The following is an 18685-nucleotide window of genomic DNA, read 5'->3' on the forward strand; positions in this document are numbered from 1 at the left end:
TATTATGTCAGTTGACTTTTTACATTCTATTCCACTAGAATAAAGTTATATTTTCAGATATTTCAGTATGAAGGGGTGGTATTTTGAAAAAAGAACATCTTTCATCCAGACAACATCGATCACTCGAAACAAGAAATAAATTGCTAAAGTCCGGACAGCATATATTTCTAGAAAACGGATTTCACAAAACAACAATCTCTCAAATTATTAAACATGCTGAAACTGGTTATGGTACGGCATATGTTTATTTTAAAAATAAAGATGCAATACTCACTGTCCTTATGGAAGATGTGATGAATCGCTTTTACAACATTGCTGAGCGATCCTTTTTTCCTAAAACAAAAACAGAAGCGCATGATATGATTCAAAATCAAGTACGTGCCTTCTTACAATTAGCTGAGGAAGAAAGGAATATATTGCAAGTTGTAGAAGAGGCCATCGGTGCTTCAAAAGAAATACGTCAAAAGTGGAATGAGATTCGTGAGCGTTTTATAAATCGAATTATGCAAGATATCACCTATTCTCAAGAAAATGGCTTAGCACGAAATGAATTAAACAAAGCAATTGTGGCACGCAGTTGGTTTTATATGAACGAAATGTTTCAATGGGAGATCGTTCGAAACAAAGAGGAAATAGATTTAGAGGGTATTGTTTATACACTTACAGAGATGTATTCAGCAGGGTTATATAAAAACGAATAGCACACTTTCCTTTACATGAAGAAAGTGTGCTATTCTATCATTCTTATAAAAATAATTCTTCAGGATATGACAATGCTAGCTTCGGTCTTTCATGTGATGAAAAGTATTGAAGTTTTAAAGATTCCCCATCTATCGCTACCAGTTCTCCTCCTACCACTTCACATTCAAACACAACAACTATATATTCCACCTGATCTCCATTTGAATAGGTATGACGAAAGCCTCTCCCTCCAAAAATCCCTATTATTTCTTTCACTTTTACCTGTAAACCTGTTTCCTCCCATACTTCACGTACTACAGCTTCCTCTGGCGTTTCACCAAGCTCAATTGCTCCTGCAGGGAGGCTCCAATATTCATCCCCAGGATATTGGAATAAAATTTCTCCTAAATCGTTTTTTATGATTGCCGCTACACTCGGCATGAAAATGAGGTCAGAACCTAATTTTTCACGTATTTGTTTGTAGTATGTAGAAATAGCCATGTTCATTCTCCTTAAATACTTTCTATTTATTTTTTGCAAATTTTTATAATTATTTCTTATTTAATAAAGTGAAACTTTAATCAGGCTTTTACAGGCGGTTTATTTCCTATCTAACTTCTTTGCTTTCATCGGATTTTGAGCAAGGCGTATCACTACCCGCAAATAGCGGGATAAAAATAATCGTTACCAAAACATTCTTGGTAACGATATTTAATCAATTTATTTTAATCTACTTACAATTCCCAAAATGAACTTATACTCATTTCGCTTCTTTTTTACTTTCTTGAACCCTTCTTTTGAATCAAAAATCAAACAAGTTTTTCTAAACCAAACTCGTAAATAGCATGATTCAAAACAAATAGGTTTCACGACTCCTTTTTGCTCAAACTCTGTTCCATCTTCTCGCTCTATTTCTGTTCGGATAAACCATTTATTTCCGATACCAACTTCTACATACTTCACTTATAACTCTCCTTATATGAAATACCTGTAATCTCCTCTTAGGAAATGTTGTTCTAAACATTCTACTATTTCCCTGGTAAGCGCATGTTTTGACAGATTCTCCTTTGTTTCTCCCTTACTGAAGTTAGCATAAAGGAGAAAGTTCTATAATGACGAATAACTCAAAAATAAGTAAATATTGTCTTTAGAGAGGTATATGTATTATGAATAACCAATTTACTACTCTATTAAGTGAAATGATTTTTATAGAAAGACAAAATAATTTTCAAAATCCAGATGTTGTTCTCTATCATCCTGGTCATTACACTGAATTAAATGAACAAATTGTTTCATTATTTCATGAGGAAGGCTTTAAAACGATTATGATTCCCAGTGTACATAATGCATTTTTAAATGCAAATGAGTTTATCTTTCATAAAGAAATTTTAACTACATTAGGCATTTCTGAAGAAATAATTGTCCCAATAACAGGAGAAGCTACTACCGCTAACGATGTTATAAAAAATGCAATGCTTCACCTATCCAAAACAACAGTAAGTAAAAATATTTTACTAGTAGGTAAGACCTTTTTTATGAAGAGATTCTTGCTTATCGCAACAGCGTTTGCTACTAGCAACATGACTATTGATGTTCTTCCATTACAAGATCATAGAAATCTTACGAAAGATACATGGCACTTAACTGATATCGGTAGAAAGAGAGTATGGAATGAATACCATATGATTTCCCGATTCCTTCAGCAAAATCACATTTGAATGATATACCTTTATCCTATTAACTAATTTAAATGTATAAAAATTTTTATCGTTTACTATTTCCCCGGTAAGCGCATATTCCGACAGAACGTGCACTTACATATAAAAGAAGCAGATTGATAGAAACCTGCTTCTTTTATAGCTGAAATCGTTGCATTCGTTTATAAAACGTACTACGCGGGACATCCAATAGCTTTGCCGCAAGTGATACATTTCCCTTTGTTTTTTGAAGCGCTTCAATCATTCCGTCACGCTGTATTTTTTCACGGAAAGTTAATGTATGTTCTTGCTTAACGTTTGTTTGCTCTTTTAACTCAAGTCCTTTTTGATTTGCCTGCATTGTTTGCAATAAGAAAGAAACTTGTTTTTCACATATTTCCCGCCCTTGTGAAAGAATATATATGCGCTCTAACACATTTAACAATTCACGAATATTTCCTGGCCATTCATGCTGCAGAAACTGATTACAAATACTAGATGGGAATTGAACATCCCAGTCTTTCTTTTTACAAAAGTCTTGAATAAAATATGGAATATCCTCTTTTCTTTCACATAAAGAAGGTACATAAATAGGATATACATGTAAACGATAGTATAAATCTTGGCGGAATTTCCCTTCTTCTACTAACTGCAGTAAATCACGGTGCGTTGCAGTAATGACGCGAATATCCACTGGCACTTCTCTCGCACTTCCAATCGGTGTTACGTTACGCTCTTGTAAAACACGTAGAAGTGCTACTTGCATTTCCGGGGGAACTTCTCCTATCTCATCAAGAAAAATCGTTCCGCCATTCGCTTGCTCAAATTTCCCTTTGTATCCTTGACGGCGTGCCCCTGTAAAGGCCCCTTCTACATAACCAAATAATTCACTCTCCATTAATTCTTTCGGTAGTGCTCCGCAGTTAACTGCTACAAACGGCCCATTTTTTCTTGTACTATTCTCATGGATCGCTTTTGCAACATACTCTTTTCCAACCCCAGTTTCTCCGCAAACATAAACACTTGTATCAGTCTGCGAAACAAGCTTAATTTCTTCTAACGTACGCTGGAATGAATCACTTGTTCCAATAACTCCTGGAAAATGTACTGCCTTTTGCATTTGAAAAGAGTGATACACTTTTTCAAGTTGTTTTTTTGATAGGTATATACATTTCCCTACCATCCTATCATTATTATATACAGGTACCTCCATCCGGCTTTGAAATCCATACTGCAATAAATCATTTACCTTCATCCGTGACCAATTAGAAACTTGTTCGCGAACTGGTTTACTCGCAGAAATGACAACTTGTCGATGATTACAAATAATCAATGGTTCATCACTATCAATTACATCTAAAAAACGATGAATTAATTCTAATTCATGTCGATGTACACGAATACTACATTCACGTTCAATTGCGTGTGCAATAGATGTTACCATACCTAGCATATACGGATGGGAAAACTCAATTGGACATGAAAAATCAAGAACACCAATTAACTTGCCATCATCATTATGAATGGGTGCAGCAGCACAACTCCAGCTATGAGACGCAACAGAATAGTGTTCTGTACCGCTTATCATAATTGCTTCTTCTATCGCAAGTGCTGTGCCAATTGCATTCGTTCCCACGGCTGCTTCTGTCCATTTCACACCTTCAATAAAATTAATATGCTTAGCTTGCTTTAACGTATCTTTATTTCCAGTTATAGAAAGTACGTATCCATCAGGATCTATTAATAGGGCCATCATTTGTAATTCATCTATTGTTTTTTTCATATTTTGCAAGTGTGGTAAGGCTATATCAAGGAAGATTTCGCTTTTTTTCTTTTGTTCAAAAAACGTATTTGAAGTTAAAATATTCTGACCTTTATTCATATGCGGATTGACATTTGCTTCTTTACATCGGTGCCAAGATTCTGAAATTCTTTTGTTTATTCTAGCAGAATCGAGTACACCTTCATCAACAAACTTTTTCCAAGTATGTAAGTAAAACGGTGAAGCTAACATTCTATCATCTCCCTTTTCTTCATTGTTGGAGATTCATTTTTAAGAGGGCATGCGAGGAAATATAATTTTATTATAAAACTCCATAAAAACGTTTTCAATACAATCAAGGAGATGACACAAATATGTTAACAATTCGAATATTTTAATGAATACTTTTATACTTTCTAAATAATACTAGATTTTGCAAAATAGAACTCACTGCAATGAAAACCCATAACCACTTCATCGGATGATTGTTTAGAAAAAATATGGTACTTGCTATAATGAACAAAACAGTGGACACGATACTAATGCATAATTTTGTTCTTAATTGCAACATTCTCACTCCTTTACACGTATGCTCCTACTCTATTTTTTAATTTGTTCGTGTAGAAATATATATAACTTCATAAGTTATTATCCATTAAATCTTCCCATAATGATGGTATTATAGTACTTACCATCAGCAAGTCTTTTATCATTCTTTAATACACCTTCAATTTCAAACCCTAGTTTTTTATAAAGTGTAATAGCTTTATCGTTTGTTTCTAGCACATTCAAAGCAATCTTTTTAATTCCATTAGCGTCAGCCCAACATATAGACTCTTGTAAAAGATTTTTACCAATCCCATGTCCACAAAACTCTTTTAATACGCATACTCCAAACTCTACTTTATGAGAGAATCGTTTTAAATACACTCCCTCGCATCTTGAAAAACCAACAATCCGTTCGTTCACTACAGCAACTAAAAATAAGTTCCTCGGACTTTCAGTATCCGTTTGTATAATTTCTTCAAACCCCGGTATATCTATGAATGCCTCCCCTTTTTCTCTATCCATATTTTCGGTCTCTCCATCAATCTGTAATCTTAAATCAGACAAAGCTTTTGCATCTTTTTCAAGTGCGGATCTAACAGTATAACGGATCCCATTTACATAAAATTCCTGTTTGTTAATTATCATGGTATACTCCTTTGATATGAAGTTGATTTAAAGACTGAAACGGGTAAAAATCTTTGTAATTCATTACAATTCTAACCAAATAGCCTGCCCTGATTTATTTCCATAGAATATTTTTTCAGGTGGTAAATCTTGATAATCTTAGTTTATCATAGATGTAGCCGTCACCATCAAGTAATCTTTGTATAAGCCTTTTCCTCTTTCCCCTTTCATAAACCGAGAAATAAAAGAGCCGACATAGGTTAAATATATATAAAGATAGTTAATTACTGAAATGTAAACCTACATCATAGATTACTTGATACTCTATAATACAGGACATTTTTTACACAGTCTTTTCCTCGAAATATCCTTATAAAGGTGATTCCTTTTGTTGCTTTTCATGCGAATCATTAGGAATGGAATTCTCTGTTCGTTTCATCCATTCCCCGACTAGATTCTCAAATAACTCAGGTTGTTCAATCTGTAAATTATGACCAGCCATATCTAAAACTGCAATTGTTGCTCGTGGATACTCTTCCATAATCTTCAATAAGTCTTGATATCCTACAACTATATCTTGCCTTCCAGCGAGTAAAAGAACAGGTTTGTCGTATTTTTGTCCATTTGCATTGAATGATAACGTATAATTTCTTTGAAGCATTTCAACAAACTCTGTATTAGCTACTGTAAGTCCTGGTTTGATTTCTTCTTTATACCGATTGTATGTATATGCATTTGCTATCACTGCTAGCTCACAAAATTCGTTTCTTTCATCCGATGAAAGTTTATTTAAAAATTCATCATCACTTATAATCCTATTATATTTCGGAACTGTTCTGGCTTTATGATCTGCAATTATAACAGGACAGATGAGCAATAAACCATCAATTCGCTGAGGCATTTTTGAAAGGATTGCTCTAGATAAATATCCGCCATATGATTCTCCCGCGAGTAGAAATTTTTCATCTGGAACAACCTTTTCGATAAATAAAGTCAAAACATCCAATAAAACATCAGAACTATTTATCCAATTAGGTGCAGTCGATTTTCCCATACCCGGTAAATCAATATAAATGCGCTTATAGCCTGTATGTTTATGAAACACTGATTCCATACATCCCATCATCAGCCTATGATCAACAGAACATCCATGTAAAAGAATTACGGGTTTTCCCTCACCAATTATTTCATAATATATTTGTGCATCTTTAATATGGCATATCATAAAAAATCCTCCTTATTTTAAAAACAAAAAGTTTTCTACTTCATTTCTTTATTCAACTCAAAATATACTTTAAAGGGTGATATAAACCCAATAAAATTTCATCATTTCACGAGAATATACGTTCTTATTATATAACATTTAATCAATAACTGACAAATCTGATTTTTTAGACTGAAATACTTTCAACTTACAAATATATGGTTCTAATATCTCGATGCCACATTATTTTACAATCTCGTCATACAATAAAAAGAACAAGTTTGTGATATCAAACTTGTTCTTTTCCAACCATATTACTCACGCATGCACAGCATGACCTATCGCCTTTAACACGGCTTCATGAATCGCTTCCGATAATGTCGGATGCGCTGCGATAAAATCTCTCATTATATCAGCTGTTACTTCCGTATGAAGCATGACAGTTCCTTGTCCAATCAGTTCTGTCGCACGAGGCCCGACAATCGAAATTCCAATAATCTCTTGATACTTCGGCTCAACCATTACTTTCACTTTCCCAATTTGTTCTCCTAGGATGAGTGCTTTCCCATTTGCAGTAAATGGAAATTCTCCAATGAGAACATCTCCATATCGCTCATGCGCACCCTTTTCTGTTAAACCAACACTTGCAATTTCTGGTGCTGTATATATGCAGCGCGGTACTGCGTGATAGTTCACTTTTGCTTCTTCGCCACATGCATGTAAAGCAGCTGTAGCTCCTTCATGAAAGGCTACATGAGCAAGCTGAATTCCACCAATAATATCACCTGCAGCATAAATATGTGAAACATTCGTCTGCATATGCTCATTTACAGCAATTCCTTTGCTCGAAAATTCGATCCCCGCTGTTTCAAGCTCCAATCCATCCACACGTGGCTTTCTACCGACTGAAACAAGAACATAATCTGGGTTTAACTCATGAGAACCATCCTTACTTTCAAACAATGCTTGTTTCTTATAATTATTCAAACCTTTTAAGCTTGTTTCAGTAAAAATTTGAACACCATCACGCTCTAGTTTTTCTCTTAAAATACTTGCGATGTCTTCATCTTCACCTGGAAGAAGCTGTGGTGCCATTTCCACAATTGTTACCTTCGTTCCAAGCCGGCTATAAATACTAGCAAACTCACACCCTATTACCCCTCCACCAACAATGAGTAATGATGCTGGTATATGATCAAGGGACATCACATGACTACTATTTAAAATCCATTCCCCATCAAACGGTGCAAATGGTAATTCAGTAGGTTCTGATCCAGATGCGATAATAAATTGACTCGCATCTAAAGTTTCTCCTTTACCACCCTGTATAATTTGTAAACGGTGATCCGTTTGAAAACGAGCTTTTCCTTTTATCACTTTAATTTTATTTTTCTTCATCAAATATTGAATGCCTTGTACAAGCTGAGTGACAATGTTCTTTTTCCGGTTCTGCATTTGCTGCCAATCAATTAGAACATCATCTTGAGGAAGTCTTACCCCAAATTCCTTTGCATGTTTCACTATATCATGTACTTCTGCACTTTCTAACAACGATTTTGTTGGCATACATCCTACATTCAAACATGTACCACCCAGTGCATTTTCTTCAACGAGAATAACTTCTTTCCCATTTTGGGCAGCAGTAATTGCTGCCACATATCCAGCTGGTCCCCCGCCGATTACAACTAATTTACTCATTCTCTCACCTTCTTTTTATAAAAGAATTGTCACTGGCTCTTCTAAATATTGTTTAATCGTACGTAAAAACGCAGCGGCTGGTACACCGTCTAATACACGATGGTCGAATGTTAAACTTAAAGGTAAGATGCTTCCTTTTTGTAGTTCTTCGCCTCTATATACAGGAACATGCTCAATTGCCCCTACACCTAAAATTCCTGTTTCGGGTGTATTGAGTACTGGTGTGAAATATTCGATTCCATAACCACCTAAATTACTAATTGTAAATGTTGTTCCTTGCATATCATCACTACTTAGACTACCTTCTCTTGCTTTTGCTGCAACGTTTTTAATTTCTTTTGACAATTGCACAAGTGATAAATTGCTCGCAAATCGGATTGCTGGTACCACTAGGCCATTTTCTAACGCAACTGCCATCCCTAAATGTACATTTTCAAATTGATGGATTGTATCATCAATATAAGCACTATTCATCCCTTTGTGCTCCTCCAGTGCTAAAACAACAGCTCGAGAAATAAAATCTGTAATCGTTAATTTATTTTCATAGCGTTTTTGCACACTATCAGCCATTTGCCTATGTAAAGCAACTAAATCTGTAACATCTACCTTCATTGTTAATGTTAATTGCGCACTATTTTGTAAGCTTGCATGCATCCGAGTAGCAATCGCTTTACGCATACCAGTAACAGGAATTTGTTTACTTTGTTCTTGCTCAGCTACTTTTGAAATTGCAGCTTTTTCTTCTACCACTTTTAGAACATCAACCTTCGTAATTCTTCCTCCAGGTCCTGTTCCTACTAGTTTAGTAATATCAAGATTTTCAGCTTTTGCAATTTTTTTGGCTACTGGCGAAATTTTAATTCTTTGTTTTATTCCTTCTTTCGCATATGGTTCTGGATGTTGTACATTTTGGGTAGGCGGTTCTATTTTAGGCGCTGGACCTTCTGAAGCAGAATTCTCTTCATGCTGCGGCACCGATTCATTTGGTTTACCGATGTAACAAATAACAGTACCTGGAGGAACACCTTGATCCTCTCCTACAGCTATATCTAAAACTGTTCCGTCTGCTGGAGACTCAATTTCCATTTCAATTTTTTCTGAGTTAATGCTAGCAATTGATTCGCCCTTCGTAACATTGTCACCTGTTTTTATGTTCCAAGCTGTTACAATTCCTTCCTTCATTGCCATTCCTAATTTCGGCATTACAACTTCAACAGCCATGCTTTCTCTCTCCCTTCTCTTGTTTCCTTACACGTTTAATAATGAACGGTCTCCGATCATTTCAGATACTGTTTCAATTACTTTTTCAGGTGTTGGCAAGTATAACTTTTCAAGTGGTGGTGAGAATGGAACAGGTGTATGTGGTGCTGTAATTCTCTTAATTGGTGCGTCCAATAAATCAAAACCTTTATCTGCAACAATTGCCGCAATATCTGTTGCAATGCTACATCTTGGGTTCGCTTCATCGATAACGATAAGGCGATTTGTTTTCTCAACAGATGCCAAAATTGTGTCTTCATCAAGCGGTGATAAACAGCGCGGGTCAATTACTTCCACTTCAAATCCTTTCTTTGTTAACTGATTAGCCGCCTCTAGTGCCGTATGAACTTGTTTCCCAATTGCTACAATTGTCACATCAGACCCTTCTCGTTTTACATCTGCTTTTCCTAATGGGATTGTATAGTAATCTTCAGGAACTTCACCTTTCATATTGTAAAGTGTTTTATCTTCAAAGAAGATAACTGGATCATCATCTTCAATTGATGCTAGCAGTAACCCTTTTGCATCATATGGAGTTGACGGAACGACAACTTTAATACCAGGAATACTTGTAAATAATGCGTATAAACTTTGTGAATGCTGTGCTGCTGCACTAAATCCTGCTCCATGCATCGTACGAATCGTAACAGGCACTTTTGCTTTTCCGCCAAACATATAACGGAATTTCGCTCCTTGATTTAACACTTGATCTAGACAGCTACCAATAAAATCATTAAACATTAACTCAGCAATGGGACGTAATCCTGTGGCAGCAGCTGCCATCGCTGCACCCATATAGCCAGCCTCAGAAATTGGTGTATCTAAAATGCGATTACGACCAAATTCTTGCACAAGTCCCTTCGTAACCCCAAGGACACCGCCCCATGCTTCATCATCTTGCAGGTGATCAACTTGCGCACCGCCAGCAACATCTTCCCCGATTAAAATAACATTTTCATCACGGCGCATCGCTAATTTCATCGCTTCATTAATTGCACTTGACATACTTACTGTTCTAGTCATTGTTTTTCACCCTCCTCTTATTTGTAAGAAACATACACGTCTTTTAGTAGTTCTTCATCAGCTGGATATGGACTATTTTCACTAAACTCAATTGATTTTTGTACTGCTTCATCGACTGCTTTTTCCATATCGACAAGCTCAGTTTCTGTAAGTAATCCTTCATTAATCAAATGCTTACGGAAATTCACAATCGCATCCTTTTCATTTAAATGCTCTTCTCTTTCTTCTGCTGTTTTATATGTTTGTGCTTCGCCTTCGAAGTGACCATAGTTACGATATGTCATACACTCAATTAAAGTTGGGCCTTCTCCGTTACGCGCACGTTTAACTGCTTCTTCTGCTGCTTTATATACGGCAAGAAGGTCTTTTCCATCTACCCTGACACCTGGGATATTATAAGCTTTTGCCCGATCTGCAATTGAATTACAGCTTGAAGCATATTCAAATGTAGTCGCTTCACCATATCCATTGTTTTCAGCAACAAAGATAACTGGTAGTTTCCAAATTGCTGCTAAATTCACGCCTTCATGAAAAGTTCCTTCATTATTTGCACCATCCCCAAAGAAACAAACGCTTACATCTTTTGTACCTTTATACTTTGCTGTTAGCGCCGAACCGCATGCAAGTGGAAATCCACCTCCTACAATACCGTTTGCACCAAGCATTCCTTTATCTAAATCGGCAATATGCATTGAGCCGCCTTTTCCTTTACATAATCCCGTCGCTTTTCCAAAAAGCTCAGCCATCATACCATCTAGATCACAACCTTTTGCGATACAATGACCATGACCTCTATGTGTACTCGTAATACTATCGCTATCTGTTAAGTGGGCACACACACCAACTGCTACTGCTTCTTCTCCAGCGTATAAATGAACGAAACCTGGTAAAACACCTTGTGCGAACAATTCGTGCACTTTATCTTCAAATTTACGAATCTCTAACATTTTTTCATACATCCAACGAGCTTGTTCTTTTGTCATCTCATTCCCTTTACTTTCAGTTGTTTTTAACATGGCCAGCCCTCCTATTTTCTTGTTCGTCTTTTATATTGCAAGTATCGTGCCAAATTTAAAAACTTAGAATGATAAGCTTTTTCTCTTTTTAATAGAGAAAAAAGTGGACACAATGAGACTGGTGTCTCATTATGTCCACTTTTGTTCACCACCATTATTGTTCCATAGGTATCGAATCCATACTCGCTTCTTTTTTCAAACCCATTCCTATACACAAACTAACAAAGAAGCAGAAAGCACCTAAACCATACGCCGCCGCAAAACCAGCTTTTTCAATTATCCAACCAGCAAAACCTGGTCCAACCATTTGACCCACCGCATAAAAGATAGAGATAAACCCAATTGCCATCGAAACATATTTCGGAGATACTTGCTTGGAAGCCGCAACTTGAATTAATAATAAAATTCCTCCTAAACTAGATCCCCAAATGATTGCCGATACAATAAACCCTTCCATATTCCCAAAAACAATTGGAATTACATCCCCAATTACAGCTAATGAAAGCGCGAAAGATAATGCTTTCTTTACGCCAATTCGATCTGAAACCATTCCCCAAATAGGCGCTCCTGTAATTGAGAAAATACCAGCTACCGCGTACACAGTTCCAGCAAGCGCTGGTGAAATTCCACGATCAATCATAAAACTTGTTTGATATAAGTTTGGAATTAAATATACAACTCCAACAATAAAATACAACCATGCAATTGTATATAATTCTTTCGTTCTCCACGCTTTAGATTTCTCTTTTTCTTGTTTATCTTCTGAAGGAACATCAGGATTTTTTAATACAGCTGAAGCTACTATTACTACCAATAACGTTATCGCTCCGAAAATGAGCCAAACAGCACGCCAACTATACGCAGGCAATACATGCACGATAAATGGCACAATCACTCCGCTCAGCAACATTCCTATTCCTGCCCCGCTTAGTAAAAGTCCCATGACAGTTCCTCTATTTTTAGGAAACCACCCTACTGTGATAGACATAAGTGGCGTATATACGAGCGCACTTCCCGCTCCGGCAAGAAGCATACAAATAGAAGCCCACCAAAAGGAAGGAACAAATCCTAATCCAAGTAAACTTACTACAACAAGCCAGCTTCCTAATAGTAAAACCATTTTACCCCCAAAGCGAAGAGTAAATATGCCACACATCCCTACTGTCAATAAATATCCTAAAAACAAAATTGTTCCGAGCATCCCTGATTGTGCTGTAGACAAGTGAAGACCTTCTTGCATAAAAGGCAATATGATACCATACGCCATTCGAGCGAAACCAGTCGTTGTTATAATTAAGAACATTCCTGTTAAAACAAACATCCAAAAATAACTTGAAACCTTCGATGCTTTTTCTTCCATTTTCTACTCCTCCTCATTTACCTCTACATAAAAGACTATATTGATAATTGCTTCATTCGTTTGTTAGAAATTATAATCATTCCATTGAAATGCAACTACCAAATGACGGAGGAATTGACGGTATAACGGATTTTTTTGAAAAGGCTAATATATACGTAAAAATTCAGATGGATTCATTCCATATCTTTTTCGAAACAGTTCTGAGAAATGGCTTAAGTTCGTGTAACCAACCGCAGAAGCTGCTTCACTTACATTGCTATTTCCAGCACGTAATAAATCCATTGCTCTCTCCATTCGTTTTTCACGTAAATAGGCAAAAGCTGATGTACCAAATAACTCTTTAAACCCTATTTTTAACTTATAATCATTTAGCCCTACTGATTTTGATAATTCTAATAGAGACGGAGGAGCTTCCATCCTCTCTATTAAAATTCCCTCGGCCCTTCTTATTTTTTCAAGATCACTTTTTGATAATTGACCATTTCTTTTTTGATGATTATCATTTAATAGAAATCTACCAAAATAAATGGATAGAAGTTCAAGTGCCTTACTCTCTATATCAAGTTGATGAATACGGTGACTGTGAGGTCGCGCTATTATTTGTTTGATGATATGAACGGTCATTGGATCAATTGGATCTCGAAACTTCTTAAAGGATCGATCGCCAATAACAGAATGAAAATCTAGTATTTTCGGATGTACTACATTTCCCATAAAGTGATTAAACAAAGGTACAGGGATCCCGATTGCTAATGAATACATCGGATTCTGCTTTTCATACTCAAATAAAACTTCAAAATCCTTCATAAAGTACAAATAACAATTTCCAGTTTTGAGATTATAGGACGAATTAGAAATATGTACTTCTCCTGAACCTTGTATACAAAAATTAAGCTCAACCATTGCAGCATCTGATGAAAAATGAATGCGATGGTTAGTATGAAATTGATAGTCTGATAAAACAATTTCCATGCCGGAAAGAGAAGTCCACCTCTGTATTTCTCCTTCTCCTATTGGTTTTGATACATGCATCTTCTGTTCTTGTTCTACATGTAATCCATTGAAATATTTATGAAAAATATCATGAAAACCGCTAGCTTCCATGAAGTTCACACTCCTTTTACACAGCAATATACAACTTATCTTAATTGATAATTATTTTCAATTATAACAAACGTATGTAAAGAAACAATATGTATGCTTCACGATTTAACAGAGAGAATAATAGATTTTCCACATAGAAATCGTTATGATGTAAGAAAAAAGAAAGTGAGCTTAAAATGAGTAAAAAAATCGCAATTATTACAGGTGCATCAAGCGGATTTGGCCTTTTAACTACCCTTGAACTTGCGAAGAAAGACTATCTTGTCATCGCTACAATGCGTAATCTTGATAAACAAGCAAAATTATTATCTCAAGCGACTGCATTACACTTACAAGAAAATATTAAAATTTATCAACTAGATGTGACAGATCAAAAATCTATACATACATTCCAATCATTTTTAAAAGAATTAAATCGAATTGACCTTCTCGTTAATAACGCAGGATATGCAAGCGGTGGATTTATAGAGGAAATTCCGGTAGAAGAATATCGGAAACAATTTGAGACTAACCTATTTGGAGCTATTTCGATAACGCAAGCTGTCTTGCCTTATATGCGAAAACAACAAAGCGGGAAAATCATCAATGTGAGTAGTATTAGTGGTCAAGTTGGATTTCCCGGCTTATCACCTTATGTTTCGTCAAAATACGCGCTGGAAGGTTGGAGTGAGTCTCTTCGCCTAGAAGTAAAGCCATTTGGAATAGACGTTTCGTTAATCGAACCAGGTTCTTATAACACAAACATATGGGAAGTTGGTAAAGAACTTGCTGAAAATTATTCAGAATCAACCTCTCCTTATAAAGCATATATGGATAAAATACAAAATCATATTTATAATGGCAGTGATACATTTGGCAATCCAGTAGATGTTGCGAAAAAAATCGCAGCGATTGCCGAAGAGAAAAACACAACACTTCGATACCCAATTGGAAAAGGTGTAAAATTGATGGTGGTTGCGAAAAAGATTCTTCCGTGGAGATTGTGGGAGTTTCTTGTTTTGAGGAGTTTTAAAAAGATATAATGTAAAAGACTATCGATAAATAAGAGTCGTTATACACATTGAAATTGTGATCACGACTCTTATTATCTAGCTCTTTTAACCAACAGGTTGGAATAAATATATCATTCCATTAAATGTAATGATTAAACAAAATACTCCCAAGAGAGAAATTACATATTCTTTTGATTCTTTATCAAATTTCCATTCCATATACGCCCGAAAAAGCTGTTGCGTACCTAAAAATATAAATAATATATATGCACCCTTTATATACTCTGAAGTGTAAATACAAACAAAGCCCGCCACTAAATAGATGATTATTATAATCCGCTCTCCCCATTTATGAAATCTATTAACAGGTCGATAGATAAAACCATTTTTCCGCGTAATCTTTAATTTTTTTCTTAGCAAGTTCTCCAACAGAAAAAATAGAATAACAATTATTATTAAAAATAACAATTTCCCCAAAATTATTTCCTCCATTTTCAAAAAATACATTCAATAAAAATTATGTGTAATACATAGCCCATTTTTCTTTTTATAAAAAAATGAGAGACACTAATTCTCCCCTTCCCTTTGATTAGCAATATATCCTTTGTGTAAGTAAATGCGCCACACTATCACATTTTTGTTCTATTAAAGAAACAATTCCTTCAGGATAAGTCGGTTTATCTTTCAATTCTTGTATACTTTTCCATGTAAGAATAATATTTTCATGTTCTTTATGAAATAACGCTTCATTTATCTCCGTTATCGGCTTGCACCAATGAAATAACGTACATTGATGATATGATTCCCCATCACTCTCAAATATGTGCTCATTTACAATCGCTAGTGTCTCCACTTGAATTTGTATGTCATATTCCTCAAGTAACTCTCGAGTAATTGTTTCAAATGCTGGCTCACCAAATTCAATCGATCCACCCGGAAAACGATAAAATGCTTCTTGCTTGTCACACTGAACAAGAACTTTAGTCTGATCTTCATTCATAATAATAGCTTCTGCGCGCAATAAAGGTCTCTTCATTTCCTGCCCCTTTACGACTGATTTGAAGATTGTATGTTCTCTGGTTGATCACTCGGATAAGTGGCATAAACATAATTTTCAAAGTCCCAGCTAATCATTGTCGCACTATCTCGTCCAAGCTGATGATGAACATGTTCTAATACATTTTGAACACATTCTGTTAGTTTCACTTTGTTTTCATATATATCTTTATACAAATGAAGCGGATTTTCATAACGACGTTCTCCGCATTCGAGTACACCATCTGTTACCATTACGATTCTGTTTGTCCCTGTACGTAGTTCACGAATACCAGATGAATAACATGGAACGGGCAAAGAAAATGTATTCACATGCCCAACCCATTCATAGAAATGACGTTGATTCAGCATATACTGTCCTAACTTATGTAACTCTTCATGAAATACATAAACGAGGCAATCCCCTATAGAAAACCACCAAATATAATTTTCTTTTCGTACACAAATTAAACACGCTGTTTCACCTTGTACTTGCTGGCACGCTTTTTTGAATGAATTAGATTGAAAAAGTGTAAGGATATAATTTTCAACAGAACGAAAGACTGTTTCAATTGGTTCTTCTAATAAGACCTTTATATTTTCATATTCGTTTTGTATTGTATGTACGACTAAAGCGACACTTTCTGCACTATTGTGTCCATCTAAGACCATCGCAAATTCCCAATTTCCATTTGACCAAACGAAAACACCGTCTTCATTCTTCTTTGCCCCTGCACTTGTATTTCCACCGTATCTGCCAAGCACTATATCACCATACTGCTTAACTGAAATTTCCCCTAAGCACATTTCATCACTACCAACCCATGAATATTGTCTGTTATTTGTTGTATGCATACTCATTCACCATATACGTTTGTATTCTTTCACATACCTTTTGGATTTTTTCTACTTGTCCATGAGGTGCACCTTCCCAATTCGCTATCTTAGTTGGCGACCAAAATTCCTTCGGTGTATTTGGGTAACGCGGAATGATATGCATGTGCATATGATTTACTCCATTACCGGAAACGAAGGCATAAACATGTTCTGCACCCTCACATTCTTTTAATGCACGGCTTACTCTACTTGTAATTAAGCCAAAAGCTTTTGCCTCTTCGTCTGTTAACTCAGCTAGCCCAGGCGTATGTCTTTTTATATCAATCATTACATAGCCGAGATACGTCTCATCTTCTTCCCAGTGAACATGTCCTACATACACGAGATCATCTTCATAGATTGCTCCGCCTGGCACCCTAATCTCCCCTTTATGTTTCCGGCATATAAAACAGTGCTCTTCAAAGTGACTTTGTGTAGACATATGCATCCCTCTATTTCTTAAATTTACCATTTATAATATCACAAAACGAATAATTAATGCGATTTTTTAGAACTGACAGAATTACCTAAAATATTAAAGCGATTTTTACTTATAACCTTAATTTTTTAATGAGCCACCTTTAAACATATATGGGCATTTGTCATTTTAACCGAGAAGACTCCCTCCTCTAAACGAAGTGAAAGTGGGGGATGAATCGGTTTTTTTCTTTTTTTTAAAGAAAAGACATTCTTTGTAGAACGTATGTTTGTTTTGCTGTATAATTGTCTTATCAAACAAAATGAGGTGAGAACAGGTGAAGAAAACGTATTTTTCAAAACGGATCTATAAAAGAGATGTATCGTATGAAATGGTAGATACCTTGACACAGACAATGGAAATATTTAATAGGGCGAAACGATATGCGTTTCAAACAATCGTCCGAGAAAAACGTTGGGGCCGCAAGATGCATGCGGATAGTCTTCATCTTGTTCTCAAGCGGAAATATCAATTGACTGATTACTATGCAAACAGCGCGGTGCAAGAAGCAAGGGCGTTATTTACAGGTTTAATGGAGTTACAAAAACTATATGAGAAGCAAACACAAGAGAAAATCAAGAAGCTCAAGAAAAAGTTGAAACAAGAACGGACAAAACTGACAAATCTTCGTAAAATCAAACAAAGTTGTGTGAAAGGAAAGCTGACATTTCCGAAAAACACCCACTTCGCGAAGCACAACAACCTCATCTCCTTATCCCGTAAAAAAGACACCTTGATTTGGCTAAATGAATATCTGTTTGAACACCAGTACTTAGATGTTCAAATCAAAAGAATTCAGGCGAAAATCGGCCTTCTAACCCACCGGCAATACCGTTTAACGCAAAAACTTTCATCTTATCAAACGAATATTCCAAGCGCAGTATTTGGAAGTAAAAAACTGTTTCGGTCTCAATTTACAATCGATGAATTTATACATAATCATGACAAATGGAAAGCATTATTTTCCCGTGCTCGAAATAAACAACTCATTCTATCTGGCCGTAAAGATGCCAAACACGGAAATTTTGTGTTTCAGTATGTTATCAAGAATCAGGAATTATGGCTGACGACAAGTACAGGAAAACAAGTTATGTTGCCAGCTGTCACATTCCCGTATGGGCAAGAAATCATGGAGATAGTGATCACAAAACAATTACAGTGTAAGAATAAGAAAAAACATGGCAAATCGATTGCGTGGTCTGTTGAAGACTATGGGGAGTATTACATTGTGAAATGTTTAGTCGATGTGCCGGAAAACCTTCACACAAATTATAGTAAAGCGGATGGTGTAATTGGGGTAGATTGTAATCTAGATCATTTTGCTTG

At 35.8% G+C, this 18685-nt stretch carries 18 protein-coding genes and 1 pseudogene; 4 read left to right on the top strand and 15 right to left on the bottom strand.

Annotation, left to right across the window (positions count from 1 at the left end):
• Positions 1 to 83 precede the first annotated feature (83 nt).
• On the top strand, positions 84 to 701 hold the full coding sequence (locus tag J4P91_RS14085; protein WP_207994634.1) for a TetR/AcrR family transcriptional regulator: 618 nt from the start codon (positions 84 to 86) through the stop codon (positions 699 to 701).
• Positions 702 to 744: 43 nt separating this feature from the next.
• Here the strand turns inward: J4P91_RS14085 and J4P91_RS14090 are convergent, their stop codons facing one another.
• Together J4P91_RS14090 and J4P91_RS14095 are read right to left on the bottom strand one after the other, a co-directional pair.
• On the bottom strand, positions 745 to 1182 hold the full coding sequence (locus J4P91_RS14090) for an NUDIX domain-containing protein (RefSeq protein WP_207994635.1): 438 nt from the start codon (positions 1180 to 1182) through the stop codon (positions 745 to 747).
• 219 nt (positions 1183 to 1401) lie between these two features.
• The gene (locus tag J4P91_RS14095) at positions 1402 to 1644 is read right to left on the bottom strand and encodes a DUF3977 family protein (protein WP_207994636.1); all 243 of its coding nucleotides are present in this window, start codon (positions 1642 to 1644) and stop codon (positions 1402 to 1404) included.
• A gap of 203 nt (positions 1645 to 1847) precedes the next feature.
• Between J4P91_RS14095 and J4P91_RS14100 the strand changes: the two genes are divergently transcribed.
• Entirely contained in the window at positions 1848 to 2399 is a 552-nt protein-coding gene (locus J4P91_RS14100) for a hypothetical protein (protein ID WP_207994637.1), read from the top strand.
• A 136-nt stretch (positions 2400 to 2535) separates the two neighbouring features.
• Here the strand turns inward: J4P91_RS14100 and J4P91_RS14105 are convergent, their stop codons facing one another.
• The 9 genes from J4P91_RS14105 to J4P91_RS14145 form a co-directional block, all read right to left on the bottom strand.
• Complete coding sequence (locus tag J4P91_RS14105; RefSeq protein ID WP_207994638.1) at positions 2536 to 4392, bottom strand: sigma-54-dependent Fis family transcriptional regulator; 1857 nt, start codon at positions 4390 to 4392, stop codon at positions 2536 to 2538.
• Between the two features lie 396 nt (positions 4393 to 4788).
• Positions 4789 to 5334 (bottom strand): GNAT family N-acetyltransferase, encoded by a 546-nt coding sequence (locus J4P91_RS14110; RefSeq protein WP_207994639.1) that lies wholly within the window; start codon positions 5332 to 5334, stop codon positions 4789 to 4791.
• Positions 5335 to 5683: 349 nt separating this feature from the next.
• Positions 5684 to 6538 carry an alpha/beta fold hydrolase gene (locus J4P91_RS14115; RefSeq protein ID WP_207994640.1) on the bottom strand — a complete coding sequence of 285 codons (855 nt, stop codon included), beginning with the start codon at positions 6536 to 6538 and terminating at the stop codon, positions 5684 to 5686.
• Between the two features lie 297 nt (positions 6539 to 6835).
• Positions 6836 to 8215: a dihydrolipoyl dehydrogenase gene (gene lpdA, locus J4P91_RS14120; protein WP_207994641.1), complete on the bottom strand. Its 1380-nt coding sequence runs from the start codon at positions 8213 to 8215 to the stop codon at positions 6836 to 6838.
• Positions 8216 to 8230: 15 nt separating this feature from the next.
• A complete protein-coding gene (locus tag J4P91_RS14125; RefSeq protein WP_207994642.1) occupies positions 8231 to 9436 on the bottom strand; it encodes a dihydrolipoamide acetyltransferase family protein in 1206 nt (401 codons plus the stop codon).
• Positions 9437 to 9463: 27 nt separating this feature from the next.
• Positions 9464 to 10498, bottom strand: a complete 1035-nt coding sequence (acoB, locus tag J4P91_RS14130) for an acetoin:2,6-dichlorophenolindophenol oxidoreductase subunit beta (RefSeq protein ID WP_207994643.1) — start codon at positions 10496 to 10498, stop codon at positions 9464 to 9466.
• A 17-nt stretch (positions 10499 to 10515) separates the two neighbouring features.
• Positions 10516 to 11514, bottom strand: a complete 999-nt coding sequence (gene acoA, locus J4P91_RS14135; RefSeq protein ID WP_207994644.1) for an acetoin:2,6-dichlorophenolindophenol oxidoreductase subunit alpha — start codon at positions 11512 to 11514, stop codon at positions 10516 to 10518.
• Positions 11515 to 11668: 154 nt separating this feature from the next.
• Positions 11669 to 12874: an MFS transporter gene (locus tag J4P91_RS14140; protein ID WP_207994645.1), complete on the bottom strand. Its 1206-nt coding sequence runs from the start codon at positions 12872 to 12874 to the stop codon at positions 11669 to 11671.
• A 144-nt stretch (positions 12875 to 13018) separates the two neighbouring features.
• Positions 13019 to 13978, bottom strand: a complete 960-nt coding sequence (locus J4P91_RS14145; protein WP_207994646.1) for a helix-turn-helix transcriptional regulator — start codon at positions 13976 to 13978, stop codon at positions 13019 to 13021.
• A gap of 176 nt (positions 13979 to 14154) precedes the next feature.
• Between J4P91_RS14145 and J4P91_RS14150 the strand changes: the two genes are divergently transcribed.
• Positions 14155 to 15000, top strand: a complete 846-nt coding sequence (locus J4P91_RS14150; RefSeq protein ID WP_207994647.1) for an oxidoreductase — start codon at positions 14155 to 14157, stop codon at positions 14998 to 15000.
• A gap of 75 nt (positions 15001 to 15075) precedes the next feature.
• Here the strand turns inward: J4P91_RS14150 and J4P91_RS14155 are convergent, their stop codons facing one another.
• The 4 genes from J4P91_RS14155 to J4P91_RS14170 form a co-directional block, all read right to left on the bottom strand.
• Complete coding sequence (locus J4P91_RS14155) at positions 15076 to 15447, bottom strand: DUF4181 domain-containing protein (protein WP_207994648.1); 372 nt, start codon at positions 15445 to 15447, stop codon at positions 15076 to 15078.
• Between the two features lie 112 nt (positions 15448 to 15559).
• On the bottom strand, positions 15560 to 16006 hold the full coding sequence (locus J4P91_RS14160) for an NUDIX domain-containing protein (RefSeq protein ID WP_207994649.1): 447 nt from the start codon (positions 16004 to 16006) through the stop codon (positions 15560 to 15562).
• A gap of 11 nt (positions 16007 to 16017) precedes the next feature.
• The gene (locus J4P91_RS14165) at positions 16018 to 16866 is read right to left on the bottom strand and encodes a PP2C family serine/threonine-protein phosphatase (protein ID WP_207994650.1); all 849 of its coding nucleotides are present in this window, start codon (positions 16864 to 16866) and stop codon (positions 16018 to 16020) included.
• On the bottom strand, positions 16844 to 17323 hold the full coding sequence (locus J4P91_RS14170; RefSeq protein ID WP_207994651.1) for an HIT family protein: 480 nt from the start codon (positions 17321 to 17323) through the stop codon (positions 16844 to 16846). The genes J4P91_RS14165 and J4P91_RS14170 overlap by 23 nt, the downstream gene beginning before the upstream one ends.
• A gap of 313 nt (positions 17324 to 17636) precedes the next feature.
• Here J4P91_RS14170 and J4P91_RS14175 point away from each other — a divergent pair.
• A pseudogene (locus J4P91_RS14175) lies at positions 17637 to 18685 on the top strand (IS200/IS605 family accessory protein TnpB-related protein); the annotation flags it as partial.

This window comes from Bacillus sp. XF8 (genome assembly GCF_017498755.1).
GTDB classification, from domain to species: Bacteria; Bacillota; Bacilli; order Bacillales; family Bacillaceae_G; genus Bacillus_A; species Bacillus_A bingmayongensis.

What these genes read in the sequence shown, in the direction of transcription:
- J4P91_RS14090 (WP_207994635.1), bottom strand. Translation starts at nt 1,182, where the DNA reads ATGGCTATTTCTACATACTACAAACAAATACGTGAAAAATTAGGTTCT.
- J4P91_RS14100 (WP_207994637.1), top strand. Translation starts at nt 1,848, where the DNA reads ATGAATAACCAATTTACTACTCTATTAAGTGAAATGATTTTTATAGAA.
- J4P91_RS14105 (WP_207994638.1), bottom strand. Translation starts at nt 4,392, where the DNA reads ATGTTAGCTTCACCGTTTTACTTACATACTTGGAAAAAGTTTGTTGAT.
- J4P91_RS14110 (WP_207994639.1), bottom strand. Translation starts at nt 5,334, where the DNA reads ATGATAATTAACAAACAGGAATTTTATGTAAATGGGATCCGTTATACT.
- J4P91_RS14115 (WP_207994640.1), bottom strand. Translation starts at nt 6,538, where the DNA reads ATGATATGCCATATTAAAGATGCACAAATATATTATGAAATAATTGGT.
- lpdA (WP_207994641.1), bottom strand. Translation starts at nt 8,215, where the DNA reads ATGAGTAAATTAGTTGTAATCGGCGGGGGACCAGCTGGATATGTGGCA.
- J4P91_RS14125 (WP_207994642.1), bottom strand. Translation starts at nt 9,436, where the DNA reads ATGGCTGTTGAAGTTGTAATGCCGAAATTAGGAATGGCAATGAAGGAA.
- acoB (WP_207994643.1), bottom strand. Translation starts at nt 10,498, where the DNA reads ATGACTAGAACAGTAAGTATGTCAAGTGCAATTAATGAAGCGATGAAA.
- acoA (WP_207994644.1), bottom strand. Translation starts at nt 11,514, where the DNA reads ATGTTAAAAACAACTGAAAGTAAAGGGAATGAGATGACAAAAGAACAA.
- J4P91_RS14140 (WP_207994645.1), bottom strand. Translation starts at nt 12,874, where the DNA reads ATGGAAGAAAAAGCATCGAAGGTTTCAAGTTATTTTTGGATGTTTGTT.
- J4P91_RS14145 (WP_207994646.1), bottom strand. Translation starts at nt 13,978, where the DNA reads ATGGAAGCTAGCGGTTTTCATGATATTTTTCATAAATATTTCAATGGA.
- J4P91_RS14150 (WP_207994647.1), top strand. Translation starts at nt 14,155, where the DNA reads ATGAGTAAAAAAATCGCAATTATTACAGGTGCATCAAGCGGATTTGGC.
- J4P91_RS14160 (WP_207994649.1), bottom strand. Translation starts at nt 16,006, where the DNA reads ATGAAGAGACCTTTATTGCGCGCAGAAGCTATTATTATGAATGAAGAT.
- J4P91_RS14165 (WP_207994650.1), bottom strand. Translation starts at nt 16,866, where the DNA reads ATGAGTATGCATACAACAAATAACAGACAATATTCATGGGTTGGTAGT.
- J4P91_RS14170 (WP_207994651.1), bottom strand. Translation starts at nt 17,323, where the DNA reads ATGTCTACACAAAGTCACTTTGAAGAGCACTGTTTTATATGCCGGAAA.